The organism is uncultured Maribacter sp. (assembly GCF_947500405.1).
Classification (GTDB): Bacteria; Bacteroidota; Bacteroidia; order Flavobacteriales; family Flavobacteriaceae; genus Maribacter_B.
Genome location: NZ_CANMRY010000001.1, coordinates 355,315 through 372,649, shown reverse-complemented (window position 1 = coordinate 372,649; position 17,335 = coordinate 355,315). Strand labels below are relative to the sequence as shown.

At 34.1% G+C, this 17,335-nt stretch carries 9 protein-coding genes; all 9 read left to right on the top strand.

The annotated features are described in order from the left end of the window. The first annotated feature begins 143 nt into the window (after nucleotides 1-143). The 9 genes from Q0945_RS01710 to Q0945_RS01670 all read left to right on the top strand — a co-directional run bounded on the left by Q0945_RS01710 (nucleotide 144) and on the right by Q0945_RS01670 (nucleotide 17,322). Nucleotides 144-2,324: a hypothetical protein gene (locus tag Q0945_RS01710; protein ID WP_299430136.1), complete on the top strand. Its 2,181-nt coding sequence runs from the start codon at nucleotides 144-146 to the stop codon at nucleotides 2,322-2,324. Beyond that, nucleotides 2,324-3,895: a nucleoside hydrolase-like domain-containing protein gene (locus tag Q0945_RS01705; protein ID WP_299430134.1), complete on the top strand. Its 1,572-nt coding sequence runs from the start codon at nucleotides 2,324-2,326 to the stop codon at nucleotides 3,893-3,895. The genes Q0945_RS01710 and Q0945_RS01705 overlap by 1 nt, the downstream gene beginning before the upstream one ends. Nucleotides 3,896-3,909: 14 nt before the next feature. Further along, entirely contained in the window at nucleotides 3,910-4,731 is an 822-nt protein-coding gene (locus tag Q0945_RS01700; RefSeq protein WP_299430132.1) for an acetolactate decarboxylase, read from the top strand. Nucleotides 4,732-5,015: 284 nt separating this feature from the next. Next, nucleotides 5,016-7,805 (top strand): family 78 glycoside hydrolase catalytic domain, encoded by a 2,790-nt coding sequence (locus Q0945_RS01695; protein WP_299430130.1) that lies wholly within the window; start codon nucleotides 5,016-5,018, stop codon nucleotides 7,803-7,805. 3 nt (nucleotides 7,806-7,808) lie between these two features. After that, the gene (locus tag Q0945_RS01690; protein WP_299430128.1) at nucleotides 7,809-10,583 is read left to right on the top strand and encodes a family 78 glycoside hydrolase catalytic domain; all 2,775 of its coding nucleotides are present in this window, start codon (nucleotides 7,809-7,811) and stop codon (nucleotides 10,581-10,583) included. Between the two features lie 6 nt (nucleotides 10,584-10,589). Further along, nucleotides 10,590-12,599, top strand: coding sequence for a hypothetical protein (locus tag Q0945_RS01685; protein WP_299430126.1), 2,010 nt, complete (start codon nucleotides 10,590-10,592; stop codon nucleotides 12,597-12,599). 8 nt (nucleotides 12,600-12,607) lie between these two features. Next, nucleotides 12,608-14,131: a sulfatase gene (locus tag Q0945_RS01680; protein WP_299430124.1), complete on the top strand. Its 1,524-nt coding sequence runs from the start codon at nucleotides 12,608-12,610 to the stop codon at nucleotides 14,129-14,131. Between the two features lie 64 nt (nucleotides 14,132-14,195). Further along, nucleotides 14,196-15,776 (top strand): sulfatase, encoded by a 1,581-nt coding sequence (locus tag Q0945_RS01675; RefSeq protein WP_299430122.1) that lies wholly within the window; start codon nucleotides 14,196-14,198, stop codon nucleotides 15,774-15,776. A 103-nt stretch (nucleotides 15,777-15,879) separates the two neighbouring features. Then, the gene (locus Q0945_RS01670) at nucleotides 15,880-17,322 is read left to right on the top strand and encodes a sulfatase (protein ID WP_299430120.1); all 1,443 of its coding nucleotides are present in this window, start codon (nucleotides 15,880-15,882) and stop codon (nucleotides 17,320-17,322) included. Nucleotides 17,323-17,335 lie beyond the last annotated feature (13 nt).

Below are 17,335 nucleotides of genomic sequence, written 5' to 3'. Positions count from 1 at the left end.
TTAATTTAGTTTTGAAAAAATCAAAAAGCCAGAGGATTTTATTTCTCTGACTTTTTTGTCTTTTAAGAATGTGTAATTGCAAAGCAATATAGGGCAGGATAGTTAATTAGATAGCAATTATTATATTTAAAAAAGATTTATTTATGCTTAAAACCAAACACATAATTTTAATTAAAGTACTTCGTATATTTCTTGTGTTTTTTGTTTTAGGATGTTCTAATAAAACGTCTGATAAATTATGGGTTTATTCTAGTTCTAATGATTCCAAAGTAATCTTTGCACTGCAAGATTTATTTTTAACAAACAATAATAATTATCAACAAGTTGATATATCTAAAAAGGATAAAGCGTCTATCATTCTTCAGGTAGAGTCTACTGCTGATTTAAAAAAAGAAGGGTTCTCTATTAAAAACGAAAACAATAAAATTATAGTAAGCGGTTTTGATGAAGCAGGCTTAATGTATGGCACTTTAGAGTTGGCTGAACAAATTAAATTGTATGGTATTGAAGGGGTTAAAAGCGAAATAAAAAATCCGTATATGGAAATGCGCGGGCCAAAGTTTAATATTCCGTTAGACGTGCGAACACCAAGCTATACAGATGTATGTGATGCTGCACAGCATAATATACCACACATGTGGGATTTTAGTTTTTGGAAGGACTATATAGATGCCATGGCGCGTTATCGTTATAATTATATTTCACTTTGGAATTTACATCCGTTTCCTTCTTTAGTAAAAGTGCCAGGGTATGAAGAGGTTGCTTTAAATGATGTACAGCGTTCAACTGTAAAATGGAAGGAACACTACAATTTAATGGCTATTGGTTTTGATGCACCAGAGATTCTTAAGAATCCTGAAATTGTAAAAACTATTAGTATTGAAGAAAAAATCGAATTTTGGAAGAAGGTAATGGCCTACGGTAAAACTCGAAATATAGACTTTCATATCATTACTTGGAATATTTTTGATTACGGCACTCAAGGAAAATACGGCATTACAGATGATAGAGATAATAAAATTACGACCGATTATTTTAGAAAAAGTGTAAAGCAATTATTTGTTACTTATCCAGATTTAGCAGGAATAGGATTAACCACAGGCGAAAATATGAAAGGTGTCAATCACCAAGAACGTGAAGCATGGGCTTATGATACTTATGCCTTAGGCATATTAGATGCAGCCAAAGAAATGCCAGAGCGACAGTTTAAGTTTATACATAGACAACATCAATCTGGAGCCAGAGAAATTGCTGAAAAGTTTAAATCTGTAGTTGAAGCAGATAATGTAGAATTTTTATTCTGTTTTAAATATGCCAAAGCGCATGTGTACAGTGCAACCCAACAACCCTTTCATGAAGATGCAAATTATGTAGAACAAATAAAGGGTATGAAAACTTTATGGGGTTTAAGAAATGATGATACCTTTTATTTTAGGTGGGGAGCTCCTGATTTTACAAGAGAATTTATAAACAATCTGCCGTATGATGTGGCAAAAGGAATTTATTTTGGCTCCGATCAATGGATTTGGGGACGCGATTTTTTAACAAAAGAACCAGAAATTTCCAATCAAATTGAAGTTTCTAAACATTGGTATCAATGGTTGTTGTGGGGTAGATTAAGTTATGATCCAACAATATCTAATGATCGTTTTCGAGATTTATTGTCAAATAGATTTTCAGGGATTGATGCCAATAAATTGTTTTCTGCATGGCAGAATGCATCCATGGTGTATCCAATTACCACCGGTTTTCACTGGGGAAAATTGGATTTCCAATGGTATATTGAAGGCTGTAAAAGTCGTCCAAGTCAGGCGGATAACGAAACAGGGTTTCATGATGTAAATCGTTTTATTACATTAGGTGTACATCCAAAATCTGGAAATCAATCGATACCAGATTATGTCAATATGACTTTAGAAGATAATACAACAACGCTAAAAACACCCTTTGATGTCGCTGAAAAACTTCATGATTTATCAGATAAAGCATTATTAGATATTAGTGCTGTTAATAATGAGAGGAACAACGAATTAAAATTAACAATTAATGATATTAAAACAATTTCATTTTTAGGGAAGTATTATGCCTATAAAATTGAAGGGGCAACGCACGTAGCCTTGTATCGAAAAACAAATGAGGTAAAGAATCAAGAACAGGCAGTAAAGGCTTTAGAAAATGCATTGGTGTTTTGGGAAAAATATACAAAGCAAGCCATGTTACAAAATCGCAATCCACTATGGACGAATAGAGTAGGTATTGTAGATTGGAAACAAATAACCGAGTGGGTAAAACAAGATATCGAAATAGCAAATACAGAACTATAATGAAGAACTACAATAAAATACTTTGTTTTTTTGGATTCATAGTTTTCACTGTATTATCATGTATAGACAAAAACAAGAAATTAGAAGTTGATAACAAAAAGGAGAATACTGAGATTAATAAATTTAAAGATGTCGCTCAGGTTAATCACGACTTGATAAAGCAGCGCTTTATTTTAATGGCTGACATTGGGCATGACCCCGATGATGAGCAACAACTAACCCACCTTTTAATGTATTCAAACAAATTTGACCTGGAAGGACTTATAGCAGTAACGGGGCGTTATTTTAGGCCAAATCCAAAAGATACAGTAAAAGTATTGATGCCTGAATTGTTTCATTATTACATTGATGGGTATGAAAAAGTATATCCAAATCTTAAATTACACGAAAGTGGATGGAAAACTCCGAAATATTTACATAGTGTAGTAGCATCAGGTCAAGAAGGTAATGGAATGAAAGATGTAGGGGCTGGACGTACTAGTGATGGTGCCAAATGCATTATGGATGCTGTTTTAAAAGATGATGATAGACCCATTTTTGTTTTATCAAATGGTGGTATGAATACGCTTGCACAAGCGCTATACACCCTTAGGGAAAAGTATTCGAAAGAAGAACTAAAAGTATTTATTTCTAAATTAAGAGTTTTTGATAATTCTGGACAGGATGAAAGTGGTGCTTGGATTTGCCATGAATTTCCAGACTTGTTTTATATTCGGGCTACCCACCAAAATAAAAGTTTTGGTGGTCCGTCTAATTCAAACCTTGGACCCCATGTTTGGCAACCTTACGAGTATAGTCCCAATGGACAACACCAGTGGTTTAAAGAAAATGTGCAAACCAATCACGGTGAACTTGGTACGCTATATCCGGATAGAAAAGTAGACAAAACCTATCATTTTATAGGGGGTGGCGGTACCATACCTTGGTTAGTGTTAGTAAATCCGGCATTATCTGATATTTCCGAGCCCTCTTGGGGCGGATGGGGCGGACGTTATTCAGCTCAAAAAATGCCAAATCTACCTTCAGGGTTTTCAATTGTTGAAGTAGATGAACAAGCTTATTTACCCTATAAGGCTTATGGAGATGGTGCCATTATTACAGATACTTGGAAAAACCCAGACGATGCCAAAGTTTACTCTAACGAGTATACCCCAGCCTGGCGCTGGCGAGAAGCTGTTTGGAACGATTTAAAAGCTAGAATGGATTGGTGTATTCAGCCTTTTAGTAAAGCAAATCATCGTCCAGTAGCCGTATTAAATGGCGATAGTTCGAATCAAATTGTAAAGGCAAAATACAATTACCATGAAGAGGTGGTTTTAGACGCTACTGGTTCTAAAGACCCAGATGGTGATAATTTAAGCTACAAGTGGTGGGTATACCACGAAGCAGGAAAAAAATCATATAATAAACCTATTAAAATTAAAAACGATACTAGCATTAAAACCTCGTTTAAAATTCCAATTGATGCTGCAACCAAGGAATTACATGTAATTTTAGAGGTTAGAGATGACAATAGTATTGTGCCTATGGTTGATTATAAACGCATGATTATTATTGTTACTAATTATTAAAACACCAAAATATTATGAAAAATAGAATTGTGCTTTTCGGTTTAGTTGTGTCATTTCTTTTTGGTTGTAAAGAAAAATCGAAGTTCACTAAATCAGAAGAGGAGAGGAAAGTTTCTCAAACATCTAATACTGATAGAGCCTCAAAGCCAGATGTGTTCTACCAATACTCTATTTGGTTTGCTTTTGTAAATAAGGTTTTTGATGGTGATTTAAAAGTTTCAGAACTCAAAACAAAAGGGGATATTGGTCTAGGCTCTTTTGATTCTCTCGATGGAGAATTAGTAATGCTAGATGGAGTTCCTTACAGAATAAGAGAAAATGGAGAAATAAGTGTTGGGCAAGATGAGGATGAAATTGTCTATGCTGATGCCACTTTTTTTCATGAGGAAGGTGTTTTTCAAATAAAAGGACCTGTAGATTATCCTTCTTTTCAAAATATGCTAAATACCAAAATGGAATCTGAGCATTATTTTTATGCATACAGAGTCCCTGTTAAGCTCGATTATATAAAACTTGGTGGCGTACCCAAGGTTGAAAAACCATTTACAGATGGGCTTGATGTACTATTACCAATTCGTCCAGTTTTTGAAGCCGAAAATATTAGTGGTACTTTAGTTGGTTTTTATTGTCCCGAATACATAGGTAATATTAACGCCTTTGGTCATCATTTTCATTTTATTTCTGATGATCGTAAGTGGGGAGGACATGTTATGGAATTCAAAACCAAGCATGATATAGAGGTGCCTTGGGACCAAAAAACAAGCTATGCGTTTGACCTTCCTAAAAATAAAACCTTTGAAAACGTAAAATTGGATAGTGAGTTCCAGTATAACTAAACTTTATGACACCCATTTTTTGCGCGATAACTTTCATGCATAAAATTATGGTATGCCTTTATTTTTAATGAATTTAAGTTGTGAGAAAAGAACATGTTTTAGCCAATTGACAGTTATGGTAGTTCTTCCCTTATTACTTTCTTAATCTAGAGTATTAAACGCAAGTATTGTGTAAATTGAGTTTAATTAAAATAATTTAATTATAAATCGAGATACAACAGGACAGTTTTATTACTGAAAAAAGAGAAATTGCAATAATATCTTTTTAACTTATTTTTTTATTTATGAAGCTTAAGTCTCTAGTGCTAATTTTTTCTTTATTGGTTTTATCAATTGGAATGATATCTTGCGTCCAAGAAATAGTTGAAAAACCACAAGAACTTACACTATCCGAAGGCTTTAAAAACCCAACAGGATTCTATAATGCAAATCCAACGTTTTCATGGAAATTACCTGTTTCAGAACAAATTAAATCGCAATCTGCTTATCAAATAGTTGTAGCATCGTCAAAAGAATTATTACCTAGTAATGCCGATTTATGGGATTCTAAAAAGCAAAAAAGTACACAATCTACTTTTGTGAAATATCAAGGAAAAGAACTAAAATCTAGACATAAAGTATATTGGCAAGTAAGGTATTGGAATCAAGATGAAAATGCTTCAGATTGGAGCGAAATCAATTCTTTTGAATTGGGTTTGTTAAAAAATGACGATTGGCAAGCCCAATGGACAGGATTAGATACTGCAAAAGATAGCATTAAAGGCGTTCGTAAATTTTTAATGCACAGACCACAATATTTAAGAAAAGGTTTTGAGTTAGCTTCGGATGTTGTTTCAGCAAGACTATATATTACAGCAAAAGGTGTTTTTGATGTGTATTTAAATGGAAAAGACGTTAGTGAAGATGTTATGACTCCGGGTTGGACACCATACAATCATCGTATAGAAACATTGACTTATGATGTTACTAAACTTTTACAAGCTGGTAAAAACGCTTTAGCGGTTGAGTTAGCTTCAGGATGGCATTCTGGAAGAATTAGTAGAGGTAGAGCATTGTATGAAAATTTTGCATCACCAAAAATTCTATGTCAGTTAGAAGTTGTGCTGAAAGATGGATCAAAACAAACCATTGTTTCTGATGAATCTTGGAGAGGAACAACCAACGGACCAATACGTTTAGCGAGTGTTTACGATGGCGAAGTGTATGATGCAAATTTTGAAATACCAAATTGGAACACTGTTGCTTTTGACGACTCTAACTGGAAATCGGTTGAAGTTGAAGCAATAGCTAAGGATGTTAAATTAGCTCCCAAAAGACATCATACCGTAAAAAATCAAATCGTTTTAAACGATGTAGAAATTGTTTCGGTTAAAGAAAATACATCGGTTTTTAATATGAAACAAAATATGGTAGGTGTGCCAAGAGTAAAAGTGCCGATGAAAAAAGGCGATACCTTAAAAATACGTTTTTCTGAAATGTTACTGAAAGACAATACCTTTTATACTAAAAATTATCGTTCTGCAAAGTCAACCGATTATTACGTAGCAGCTAAAGATGGTGTTGTAGAATATGTTCCAAAATTTACGTTTCACGGATTTCAATTTTTAGAATTAAGTGGTTACGATAAAAATGCGAAACCAGACGCTTCTTGGGTGCAAGGTATAGTACAACATTCAGATTTTGAGAAAAACGGAACGTTTACATCTTCTGACGATAAGTTGAATCAATTACAAAATAATATTACTTGGGGGTTACGAGATAACTTTTTTGATGTGCCTACAGACTGTCCGCAACGTGACGAACGCTTGGGTTGGACAGGAGATGCACAAGTAATTGCACCAACAGCATTGTTCAATTATAGTACTCACGCTTTTTGGACGGCTTGGTTGCAAAGTTTAAGAGAAAATCAGTCTGAGCATAAAAACGGTTTAGTGCCTTTTATAGTGCCAGATGTACTGCAAAACAAAAATGGTGGTTCTGGTTGGGGAGATGCCTGTGTTATTGTTCCTTGGGATATTTATAATATTACAGGAGATATTACTGTACTTGAAGATAGTTATGAATCTGCAAAAAAATGGGTTGGGTACTACCAATCTAAAGTTAAAAAGAAACCTTATATCCCGATAATGCATTCTTTTGGAGATTGGTTGCAGCCATATCCTTCTAAGAGTTTAAAAAAAGCAAATAGAGGAGATACACCAAAGGAATTAATTAGTACCGCTTATTTTGCACATTCCGCACATTTAATATCTAAAATTGCTGGTGTTTTGGGTAAAACAGACGAGGAAAAAAAATATGCAGCCTTATATAAAACTGTTGCCAACACTTTTGAAAATGAATTTTTTGATGAAAACGGAAAGTTTAAACAAGAAAGACAAACGCAAACAAGTTATTTACTAGGTATATATTTAGAATTATTTAAACCGGAAACCAAACTAAAAGCACAGCAATATTTGTTGGAAGAAATTAAAAATGCCAATTATCATTTAGGAACAGGATTTTTAGGAACACCAATTTTACCAAAGGTTTTAGATGATATTGGAGAAATAGATTTGATGTATAAAATTCTATTTAAAGAAACCTATCCATCTTGGTTTTACTCTATAAATCAAGGGGCAACGACGATGTGGGAACGTTGGAATAGCTTTAGTAAAGAAGGTGGTTACAATTCACAAAGTATGAATAGTCTAAATCATTATGCATACGGAGCTATTGGCCAATGGATGTACGAGCGTATTGCTGGTTTAGCATCCTTAACACCAGGATACAAAAAAATTAGAATTGCACCTTTGCCAAATACCGAGTTTTTAACGTCAGCTTCAGCAAGTGTAAAAACACCTTATGGAAAAGTATCATCATCTTGGAGGATTGAGAATGCTTCTTTTAATCTTGATGTTGTTATTCCTCCTGGTACATCAGCAGAAGTACATATTCCTTATGGAAATAAGGATAATTTATTAGAAAATGGAAGTATTTTTACAGAGAATTCAAATTTAAAATTAATGAGTTCTGATGATAATTCAGTAATATTTTTAGCAGAACCAGGAACCTATAACTTTCAAACTAAACTTTAAATCATGTTAAAAAAAATGAACTTAAAATATTTTGGATGTGCTTTGTTTGCTTGTGTTTTTTTGAGCTATACGTCATGTAAAGAACAAACAACTATAGCAGAAGCTCAAAAATTAACCATTTCAGAAGGATTTGAAAACCCGTTAGGGTTTTATGATAAAACACCTAGTTTCTCTTGGCAATTGCCAGTTTCGGAAGGCGTTTTAAGTCAATCAGCATATCAAATAGTAGTGGCTAGTACCCCAGATTTGTTACCTGACAATGCAGATTTATGGAACTCTGAAAAGCAACAAACAGCTCAATCTACTTGGGTAAAATATGCTGGAACAGCTTTACAATCACGTCAAAAAGTATACTGGCAAGTGAAATACTGGAACCAAGATAACGAAGCTTCCAAATGGAGTGAAATGAATCATTTTGAGTTAGGTTTATTAACGAATAACGATTGGAAAGCAAAATGGATTGGCTTAGATACCAAAAAGGAAAAGCTTTTAGGAAGCCAAGAAAATATCGTTCACAGACCACAATACTTAAGAAAAGGTTTCGAATTGTCTAATGATGTAGCATCAGCAAGATTATACATTACAGCAAAAGGAGTATTTGATGTGGCTATAAATGGAGAAGATGTTAGTGATGATGTAATGCCTCCGGGATATACGCCTTATAAAGAACGTATTGAAACAATCACCTACGATGTTACCGATGTAATAGAATCTGGACAAAATACCATAGGTGTTGAGCTTGCTGCAGGATGGCATTCAGGACGTTTAGGTTGGGAAAAAGAGTTGTGGGTTGATACTGAAACTCCTAAAATGTTATTTCAATTAGAATTAACGATGAAAGATGGTTCTAAAGAAATGATTTTATCTGATGATACTTGGAAAGGTACAACAAACGGACCAACTAGAATATCAGAGATTTACGATGGAGAAACCTATGATGCCAATTTAGAAATGCCAAATTGGACTACAAATAATTTTAATGATAAAACATGGGAGTCTGTAAATACGTTTCCTGTAACGAATGACATCCGTTTAGAGCCAAAAAGACATACCACTGTTAAAACTAAAATTGAGTTAGCAACGCAGGAAGTTGTAGAAAAAGATGGAACAGCTGTTTTTGATTTACAACAAAATATGGTAGGTGTGCCGTTGCTTAAAGTACCTATGAAAAAAGGACAAACACTTAAAATAAGATTTGCAGAAATGTTATCTCCTGACGGAACTTTTTACACGGAGAATTATAGAACAGCACTATCAACGAATTATTATACAGCTTCAGAAGATGGTGTAATAGAGTGGATGCCAAAATTTACATTTCATGGATTTCAGTATTTAGAATTAAGTGGATATGACACTTCAAAAACCCCATCAAAAGATTGGGTAACAGGATTAGTGCAATATTCAGATTTTGAAGAAAACGGAACATTTACATCATCTCACGAAAAGTTAAATCAATTACAAAGCAATATCGTTTGGGGATTAAGAGGGAACTTTTTTGATATTCCAACCGATTGTCCGCAGCGTGATGAACGTATGGGATGGACAGCAGATGCACAAGTATTTGCCCCAGCATCTATGTTTAATGCCGATGTATATAAATTTTGGGCAAGCTGGATGCAAAGTGTTGGCGAGTCGCAATATGATAATGGAGCTGTGCCATGGGTAGTACCAGATGTGTTATTTAATAATAAAGTAAGTGCAGGTTGGGGAGATGCATGTACTATTATTCCTTGGAAAATTTACCAAAGAACAGGAGATAAAAAAATTCTAGAAGAGAATTTTGAAACCATGAAAGGTTGGGTAAAATACCATGAAAGCGTAACTAAAAATTACATCTCTTCTATGGGCTTTTTTGCAGACTGGTTGCAGCCACTTCCTGAAAATGATAGTCCTAAAGGAGATACATCACATTCCTTAATAGGAACTGCGTTTTTTGCACATTCAGCAAACTTAACAGCAAAAACAGCGAAAACTTTAGGTAAAACCGAAGAATTTGAAAAATATAATGCTATATATAAAACGGTTGCAAATGCTTTTGAAAACAAATTTTTTGAGAAAGGAAAAGTAAAAGACGTTGCTGAGACACAAACCTCTTATTTGTTGGCTTTAGCCTTTGATTTACTATCTGGGGATAATAATGCAAATGCTAAAAAACATTTATTAAGAAAAATAGCAGAAGCCGATAATCATTTAAGAACAGGATTTTTAGGAACACCGTTATTATCTGAAGTTTTAGATGCAACAGGAGAAATAGATTTGATGTATAAGATTTTGTTCAATGAAACGTATCCTTCTTGGTTCTATTCTATAAATCAAGGCGCAACCACTATTTGGGAACGTTGGAATAGTTACAGTAAAAAAGATGGTTTCAATCCAATGAAAATGAATAGCTTAAACCACTATGCTTATGGTGCTATAGGAGAATGGATGTATGAGCGTATTGCTGGAATAGCGCCTTTAGAACCAGGTTATAAAACTATTAGTATTGCACCTCAAGTAAGACAGCCTTTAACATCGGCATCAGCAAATTTAAATTCGCCTTACGGTAAAATATCTTCTTCATGGAGAATCGCAGATAATGATTTTAAATTAGAAGTGGTTGTTCCTCCAAATACAACAGCAAAAGTTGTTATTCCAGCAGACACGAAACAATCTCTCTTGTTAAACGGCACTACTCTTGAAGACAATTCAAATGTAAAATTAGTTAATACTGAGAAAGATACATTCGTATTAGAAGTACAAGCTGGATCATACGAATTTCAGTCAAAACTTAAATAATTAAAAATGAAAATAAAATTAGTATCGTTTTTGCTTATCGTATCAAGTTTATTTTTGAACGCGCAGTCCACAAAATTCAATACGCCTATTGTTGATAATGAAGTTATATTTCAAGAAAATAACGGTATGGTTGCTGTTGAAGCTGAATACTTCAATAAACAGAGCAATTCAGAACTACGACAATGGTATATCACTTCAAAGAATGCTGTATCTAATGTAGGTAGTGATGAAGACGCTCCACATCACATAAATGCAAGTAATGATACTTACATTGAAATATTACCAGATACAAGAATAACACATTCCGATAAGCTAGTCCAAGGCGAAAACTTTTCCAATAAGGCAGGTGAAATCGGTATCTTGCATTATAAAGTTAGATTTAGTAATCCAGGACGTTATTACGTTTGGGTACGTGCATTTAGCACAGGGAGTGAGGATAATGGTATACATGTTGGTTTAAATGGAGAGTGGCCAGAGCACGGACAACGCATGCAATGGTGTGAAGGCAAAAATAAATGGACCTGGGAGAGTAAGCAAAGAACAAAAGAAGAGCATTGCGGTATAGCTAAAGAAATCTATTTGGATATAGAAAAAGCAGGTGTTCATGATATACAATTTAGTATGCGTGAAGATGGTTTTGAGTTTGATAAATTCATTTTAACCAAAGACAGTACGTACACGCCAAAAGACGAAGGTTTAAAAGTAACCACGCTTTGGCCTATGCAATCGTATTACAAACAAATAGCAGCTTCTAATATTGAAAATAAAACCCTACCTATTGATGATTTTCCAATAAAAGGCACAGGGTTTTATAAACACGCTGAAGGTAAATGGCTAGGTATTAACCCAAACAAGCAAAAGGAAGCGCAAACAACAACGCCTTTTACGTTTAAAAACGGAAATTATGACTTGGTATTTGTGGCAGTTGGTGAAAATGATGGACAATCTGAGTTTGCAATACATATCAATGATAAAAAATTAGGAACGTTTAAACCGCCACTAACACAAGATGTGTTTGAAGAAGGGGAAAGTAGCAACGCCCTCTGGGAAAATGTAAAATTTAAAAAAGGTGATAAAATCATGGTCATTGCCAAAATTGGAAGTGCAGACGGAAAAGAATGGGCAAGAGCACGTTGGTCAGGTATTATTTTTACCCCAGTTGGTAAAGGTAAAGAGGTCATAAAAACACCTTATAATGGGGCAATAAAGGTTGCGCAAAACACAGCACCTGTAATTAAAGCGCCTAAAGGTCGTATTGCTGTTGTTGCCGATGGTAACTCACCCGACCCTGACGATTTAGGTGGTACTGCCATTACCTTAGCCTTATTAAGAGCCACAGGTTTAGAAAACACATTGGTACACTATTCTCATAGTTGTGATATTGTTCGTGTCAACAGAATTTCTGAAAAAGCAGAAATGGAACGTCATGCTCTTATGCAAAGTGTTTGCGATGTTACAGCAAGACGATGGGGTGGTTTTGATGGGCTTAAATTTTTAGATGCAAAATGGAATATAGATGAAACTATTAAAGATTTAGCTAAAGCTATTAACGCGTCTACAGCTGAAGACCCACTATGGATTATAGAGGCAGGCGAACCTGATATAATTGGTTTTGCACTTGATGCGAGCTCTAAAGACAAACATAAACATGTAAAAGTAATAACACACCACCCTGCAAATGACGACGCAGGAGATTTTTATACTTGGCAGCAAATATTAGATTTTGGAGTTGAAGAAGTTAGAATTCCAGACCAGAACATAAAACTTAAAGTAAATATTGCTGAGTGGGATTGGGCTAGAGACCATAAAGACCCAAGGTTACAACAGGTATGGTTGTATGGTAAAATGGCTGAGGTGGATGATGTAGTTAAGTTTCAAAAAGGAAAATGGGATTGCTCTGATGCGGGTATGATTTTGTATTGGATAACAGGTGCCAACTTAAATAATGGACTTGAACAAGGTACAGTAGATGATGTTAAAAGCATTTTGCTGAATTATATTAATGAAAATAAATAGATGTAGGAATGAAACTTGTAAAAATAAGTGTTACTTTATTAGTGGTTTTTCTAGCCTTAGGAAGTTGTAAAAGAAAAGAAAAAAAGGAAAAGCTAAGTGAAAGTATTACTTTCAAAAAACCTAATATAGTTTATATTCTTACAGATCAATGGCGTGGTTCTGCCCTAGGTTATGCGGGTAATCCAGATGTTAAAACACCTAATTTAGATGCTTTTGCTAAAGAATCTGTAAACTTTACTAATGCAGTGTCGGTAACTCCAGTTTGTACACCACACAGGGCGGCACTATTAACAGGTAAGTTCCCAACAACTACAGGAATGATTGTTAACGATTTGTATTTACCGGCAGAAGAATTAACTATGGCAGAAATTTATAAGGCTGAAGGTTATAACACAGCTTACTGGGGTAAATGGCATTTGGATGGACATGGGCGTTCAACTTATATACCAAAAGAAAGACGTCAAGGATTCGATTTTTGGAGAGCTTTAGAATGTTCTCATAATTATACAAAAATGCCGTATTATGACAACGATAATCAAGAATTAAAGCATTGGGATAAATATTCCCCTTTTGCTATAGTAGAAGATGTAAACCAGTATTTAGCAGCGCATGCAAAAGATACTTCTCCTTTTTTAGCTGTTGTTTCAATAGCTACACCGCATTATCCACATGAGTCTGCACCTAAGAAGTACAAAGATATGTACCCGCCAGAATCTTTAACGTTAAACCCAAATATTACTGAAGAATTTAAAGAAAGAAGCAGAAAGGAATTACAAGGTTATTATGCACATGCTACAGCTACAGATGAGGCAATTGGACGTTTGTTAGATCAAATAAAAAAGTTAAACCTTTCGGATAATACAATTGTTGTGTTTTCTGCAGATCATGGAGAAATGATGGGTGCGCATGGAGTAAAACCATTTGTAAAGCAATTAGCTTGGGATGAATCTATTAGAGTTCCATTTTTAATACAATACCCAGGCATTAATAATCAAAAAGGAGCTGTAGTTAATGCACCTTTAACTACACCAGATATTTTGCCATCACTTTTAAGTTTATCTAATATTAAAATACCCGAAGGTATTGAAGGTGAAGATTTAGCTAAATTAATGAAAAACCCTGATCCAAATGCAGATCGCGCTGCTTTAGTTATGAATGTTGCACCATTTGGAGCTAATTTTAAAGATGCACCTTACCGTGCTATAAAAACAAAGCAATATACTTATGCAAGAACACCAGAGGGGCCAAGTATGTTTTTTGATAATGTAAAAGATCCTTTTCAAATTAATAATTTGTTAGGTAAACCTGAACTAGCGGCTATTCAAAAAGAATTAGATAGTCAGTTAAATGAGCGATTAGCACAAATAGGAGATGAATTTGAATCTAGAGATTTTTATCTTAAAAAATACAACTATATTTTTGATGAAAAGAAACATGCTATTCCGTTTTGGGGCTTTAATGAAGGAACAGGAAAAAATAAAGGTTTTGGGCAAGGTAAAGCTATAATACAGTCGCCTAAACCAGTTAAGTAATAAATTGAAAATAGTTAAATAAACCAGTTCAATAGAAAAACTCTATTCAGTTTTAAAACATAAAATGATTAAAAAAATTACTTGTTTGCTGTTTTTGTTAATTATTGTGTCATGTAAAACAGAAGAAAGAAAAACTAAAATAGAAAAACCTAACATTGTTTTTATCCTAGCTGATGATTTAGGGTATTCTGATTTAAGTTGCATGGGGAGTACCTATTATGAAACACCCAATATTGATGCTATTGCAAGCAATGGGATAGTTTTTACAAATGGCTATGCAGGTTGTCAGGTATGTAGCCCTTCTAGAGCAACTCTTATGACAGGACAGTTTACAGCTCGTCATGGTATTACGGACTGGATAGGGGCTCCAACAGGAGAAGATTGGCGAAGTAAAAAACGTTTTTCTAAAGTACTTCCTGCAGATTACAAACATCATATAGATACCAACGCTGTAACTCTTCCTATGGCTTTAAAAAAAACTGGATATTCTACATTTTTTGCTGGAAAATGGCATCTAGGAAATATAGGCTATAGTCCTGAAGATTATGGTTTCGATATTAATAAAGGGGGATCCCATACAGGAAGTCCTGCTGGAGGATATTTTTCACCCTTTAATAACCCGAAATTAGAAAATAAAAAAAAAGGAGAAAACCTTTCTATGCGATTGGCTAAAGAAACAGTTGATTTTATTAATGCATCAAAAGAAAAACCTTTTTTTGCTTATCTGTCTTTTTATGCTGTTCATGGACCAATACAAACAAGTAAAGAAAAATGGGAAAAATACCGTGATAAAGCAGAAAAAAAAGGTATTCCTGAAAAAGGCTTTGAGGAAGGTTATTTTTTACCAATGCGTAAGTATCAAGATAATCCAGTGTATGGCGGTTTGGTAGAAACCATGGATGATGCAGTTGGTAAAGTTTTAGAAGCCTTGAAGGAAAATGGTTTAGACAAAAATACGATTGTAATTTTTACTTCAGATAACGGAGGTGTAACCTCTGGAGATAATTATTCCACTAATTGTTTGCCATTAAAAGGAGGTAAAGGTTACCAGTGGGAAGGCGGGATAAGAATTCCGTATATTATAAACGTCCCATGGATGAATCATCAAGGAGAAAAGAGTCATACCCCTGTTGCAGGAAGCGACTTTTTCCCAACAATACTCGATTTAGCACGTTTGCCTTTGCAACCGCAAGCGCATATTGACGGTAAAAGCTTAATGCCTCTACTACAAGGCGATAAGATTGAAGAGCGTCCGTTATATTGGCATTACCCACATTATGGAAATCAAGGAGGCAGACCCGTTTCAATAATGCGTAAAGGCAACTGGAAGCTTATTCATTACTGGGAGGATGGGCATGATGAATTGTATAATTTAATAGAAGATATACATGAGGATACAGATTTGGCAATATCACAGCCAAAACGTACTAAAGAAATGTCTGAAACATTATTAAGTTGGTTAAATGAGGTTGGTGCTAAATACCCAAGTCTAGATCCGTTTTATGACGAAAGAAAAGAACAAATAACCATTTTAAATAAGAAGGAAAATATGTTTAAATTTCATGAAAAATTACGTAAAGATATGTTGCATAAAGATTGGCAGCCAAATAAAACGTGGTGGGGAAGTAGGCAAACCATTGATTAGTGTTGTTTAAATCATTTTGGAATTAACTAAATAATTAATTTAAAAAAATCGAATTCATCTTTTGTGCCAAGATGTACTAAAAGAGAAATAAATGAAAATATTTATGAAAAAAAATATTTTAGTTCTTATTCTACACCTAAGTTTTAGTTTAGTGTTATCCTCCCAAAGGAAACCTAATGTTTTAGTATTTTATATAGATGATTTAAGAGCCGAATTAGGATGTTACGGCAGCAAAACAGCCATAACTCCTAATATTGATAAACTAGCAAAAGATGGAGTTATATTCAATAAGGCATACGTACAGCAAGCCATTTGCGCACCTTCTAGAATGAGTACTTTAACGGGTCTACGTCCAGAAACGTTGGGTATTTATAGCATTTTTACGCCATTACGTAGAGTAAACAAAGAAGTGGTTTCATTACCGCAGTTATTTAATAAAAACGGATATAAAACCATTAGTATTGGTAAAGTATACCATCATGGTATAGACGACCAAAAAGAATGGTCAACTTATTTTGGAAAAGAATCTAATGCGTATTTAAAACCAGAGAATATTGCATTAATGAAACGCTTAAAAGAAGAAGGTGTTAAATCATTAAAAGGACCTGCCTTTGAAAATGCAGATGTACCAGATGAAGGTTATAAAGATGGTCGTGCAGCTAAATATGCTATAGAAACTTTGCAAAAAGTAAAAGATGATAAATTTATCATGTTTGTAGGTTTAAGTAAACCTCACTTACCATTTAATTCACCAAAAAAATATTGGGATTTATATGATAAAAACCAGTTTGAAATACCATCACGAAAAAAACCAGAAGGTGTTTATAAATTAGCATTAAGTCCTTGGGGAGAGTTAAAAGGGTATTCAAATATTCCAAAAGAAGGCGATCTGAATGATGATTTGACAAGAGATTTGATTCATGGCTATCATGCGAGTGTTAGTTATATTGATTCTCAAGTAGGTAAAGTAATGAAAGCCTTAGAGGATTTAGATTTAAAGAAAAACACCATGATTATTTTTATGAGTGATCACGGTTATAAAATTGGGGAATATGCATCTTGGTGTAAGCAGTCTAATATGGAAATTGATGTAAGAGTACCTTTAATTATAAGTAGAGAAACAGCGTATAAAAATAGAGTAGCCAACAAAACATCAGATGCTTTGGTAGAAAATGTAGATATTTTTTCAACCTTAGTAGATGTATGTGATTTAAAATTTGCACCTGTGTCAGATGGTAAAAGTATAGTTCCTGTATTAAATAATCCAAATAAAAAATGGGATGAAGCGGCATATAGTGTGTATGCTAGGGGGAAAAAAATAATGGGTTTAACCACTACCGATGGAGATTGGAGATATACAGAATGGCGAAATTCTACAACCCACGAAGTTTTAGGAGTTGAGTTATATGAACATAAAAATAGCTTATTATCTTATGAAAATGTATCAGGAAAAGGCAAGTACAAATCAGTAGAGCAAAGAATGAAAAAGCTTCTTGAGACTCAATTTCCAAGTAATGGAGAGCCGTTTATACAAAACGATAAATAGAAGATAATTTTAC

Bases quoted from the DNA above. Each gene is read 5' to 3' on its own strand.
- Q0945_RS01710 (WP_299430136.1), top strand. From the start codon at position 144: ATGCTTAAAACCAAACACATAATTTTAATTAAAGTACTTCGTATATTT.
- Q0945_RS01705 (WP_299430134.1), top strand. From the start codon at position 2,324: ATGAAGAACTACAATAAAATACTTTGTTTTTTTGGATTCATAGTTTTC.
- Q0945_RS01700 (WP_299430132.1), top strand. From the start codon at position 3,910: ATGAAAAATAGAATTGTGCTTTTCGGTTTAGTTGTGTCATTTCTTTTT.
- Q0945_RS01695 (WP_299430130.1), top strand. From the start codon at position 5,016: ATGAAGCTTAAGTCTCTAGTGCTAATTTTTTCTTTATTGGTTTTATCA.
- Q0945_RS01690 (WP_299430128.1), top strand. From the start codon at position 7,809: ATGTTAAAAAAAATGAACTTAAAATATTTTGGATGTGCTTTGTTTGCT.
- Q0945_RS01685 (WP_299430126.1), top strand. From the start codon at position 10,590: ATGAAAATAAAATTAGTATCGTTTTTGCTTATCGTATCAAGTTTATTT.
- Q0945_RS01680 (WP_299430124.1), top strand. From the start codon at position 12,608: ATGAAACTTGTAAAAATAAGTGTTACTTTATTAGTGGTTTTTCTAGCC.
- Q0945_RS01675 (WP_299430122.1), top strand. From the start codon at position 14,196: ATGATTAAAAAAATTACTTGTTTGCTGTTTTTGTTAATTATTGTGTCA.
- Q0945_RS01670 (WP_299430120.1), top strand. From the start codon at position 15,880: ATGAAAAAAAATATTTTAGTTCTTATTCTACACCTAAGTTTTAGTTTA.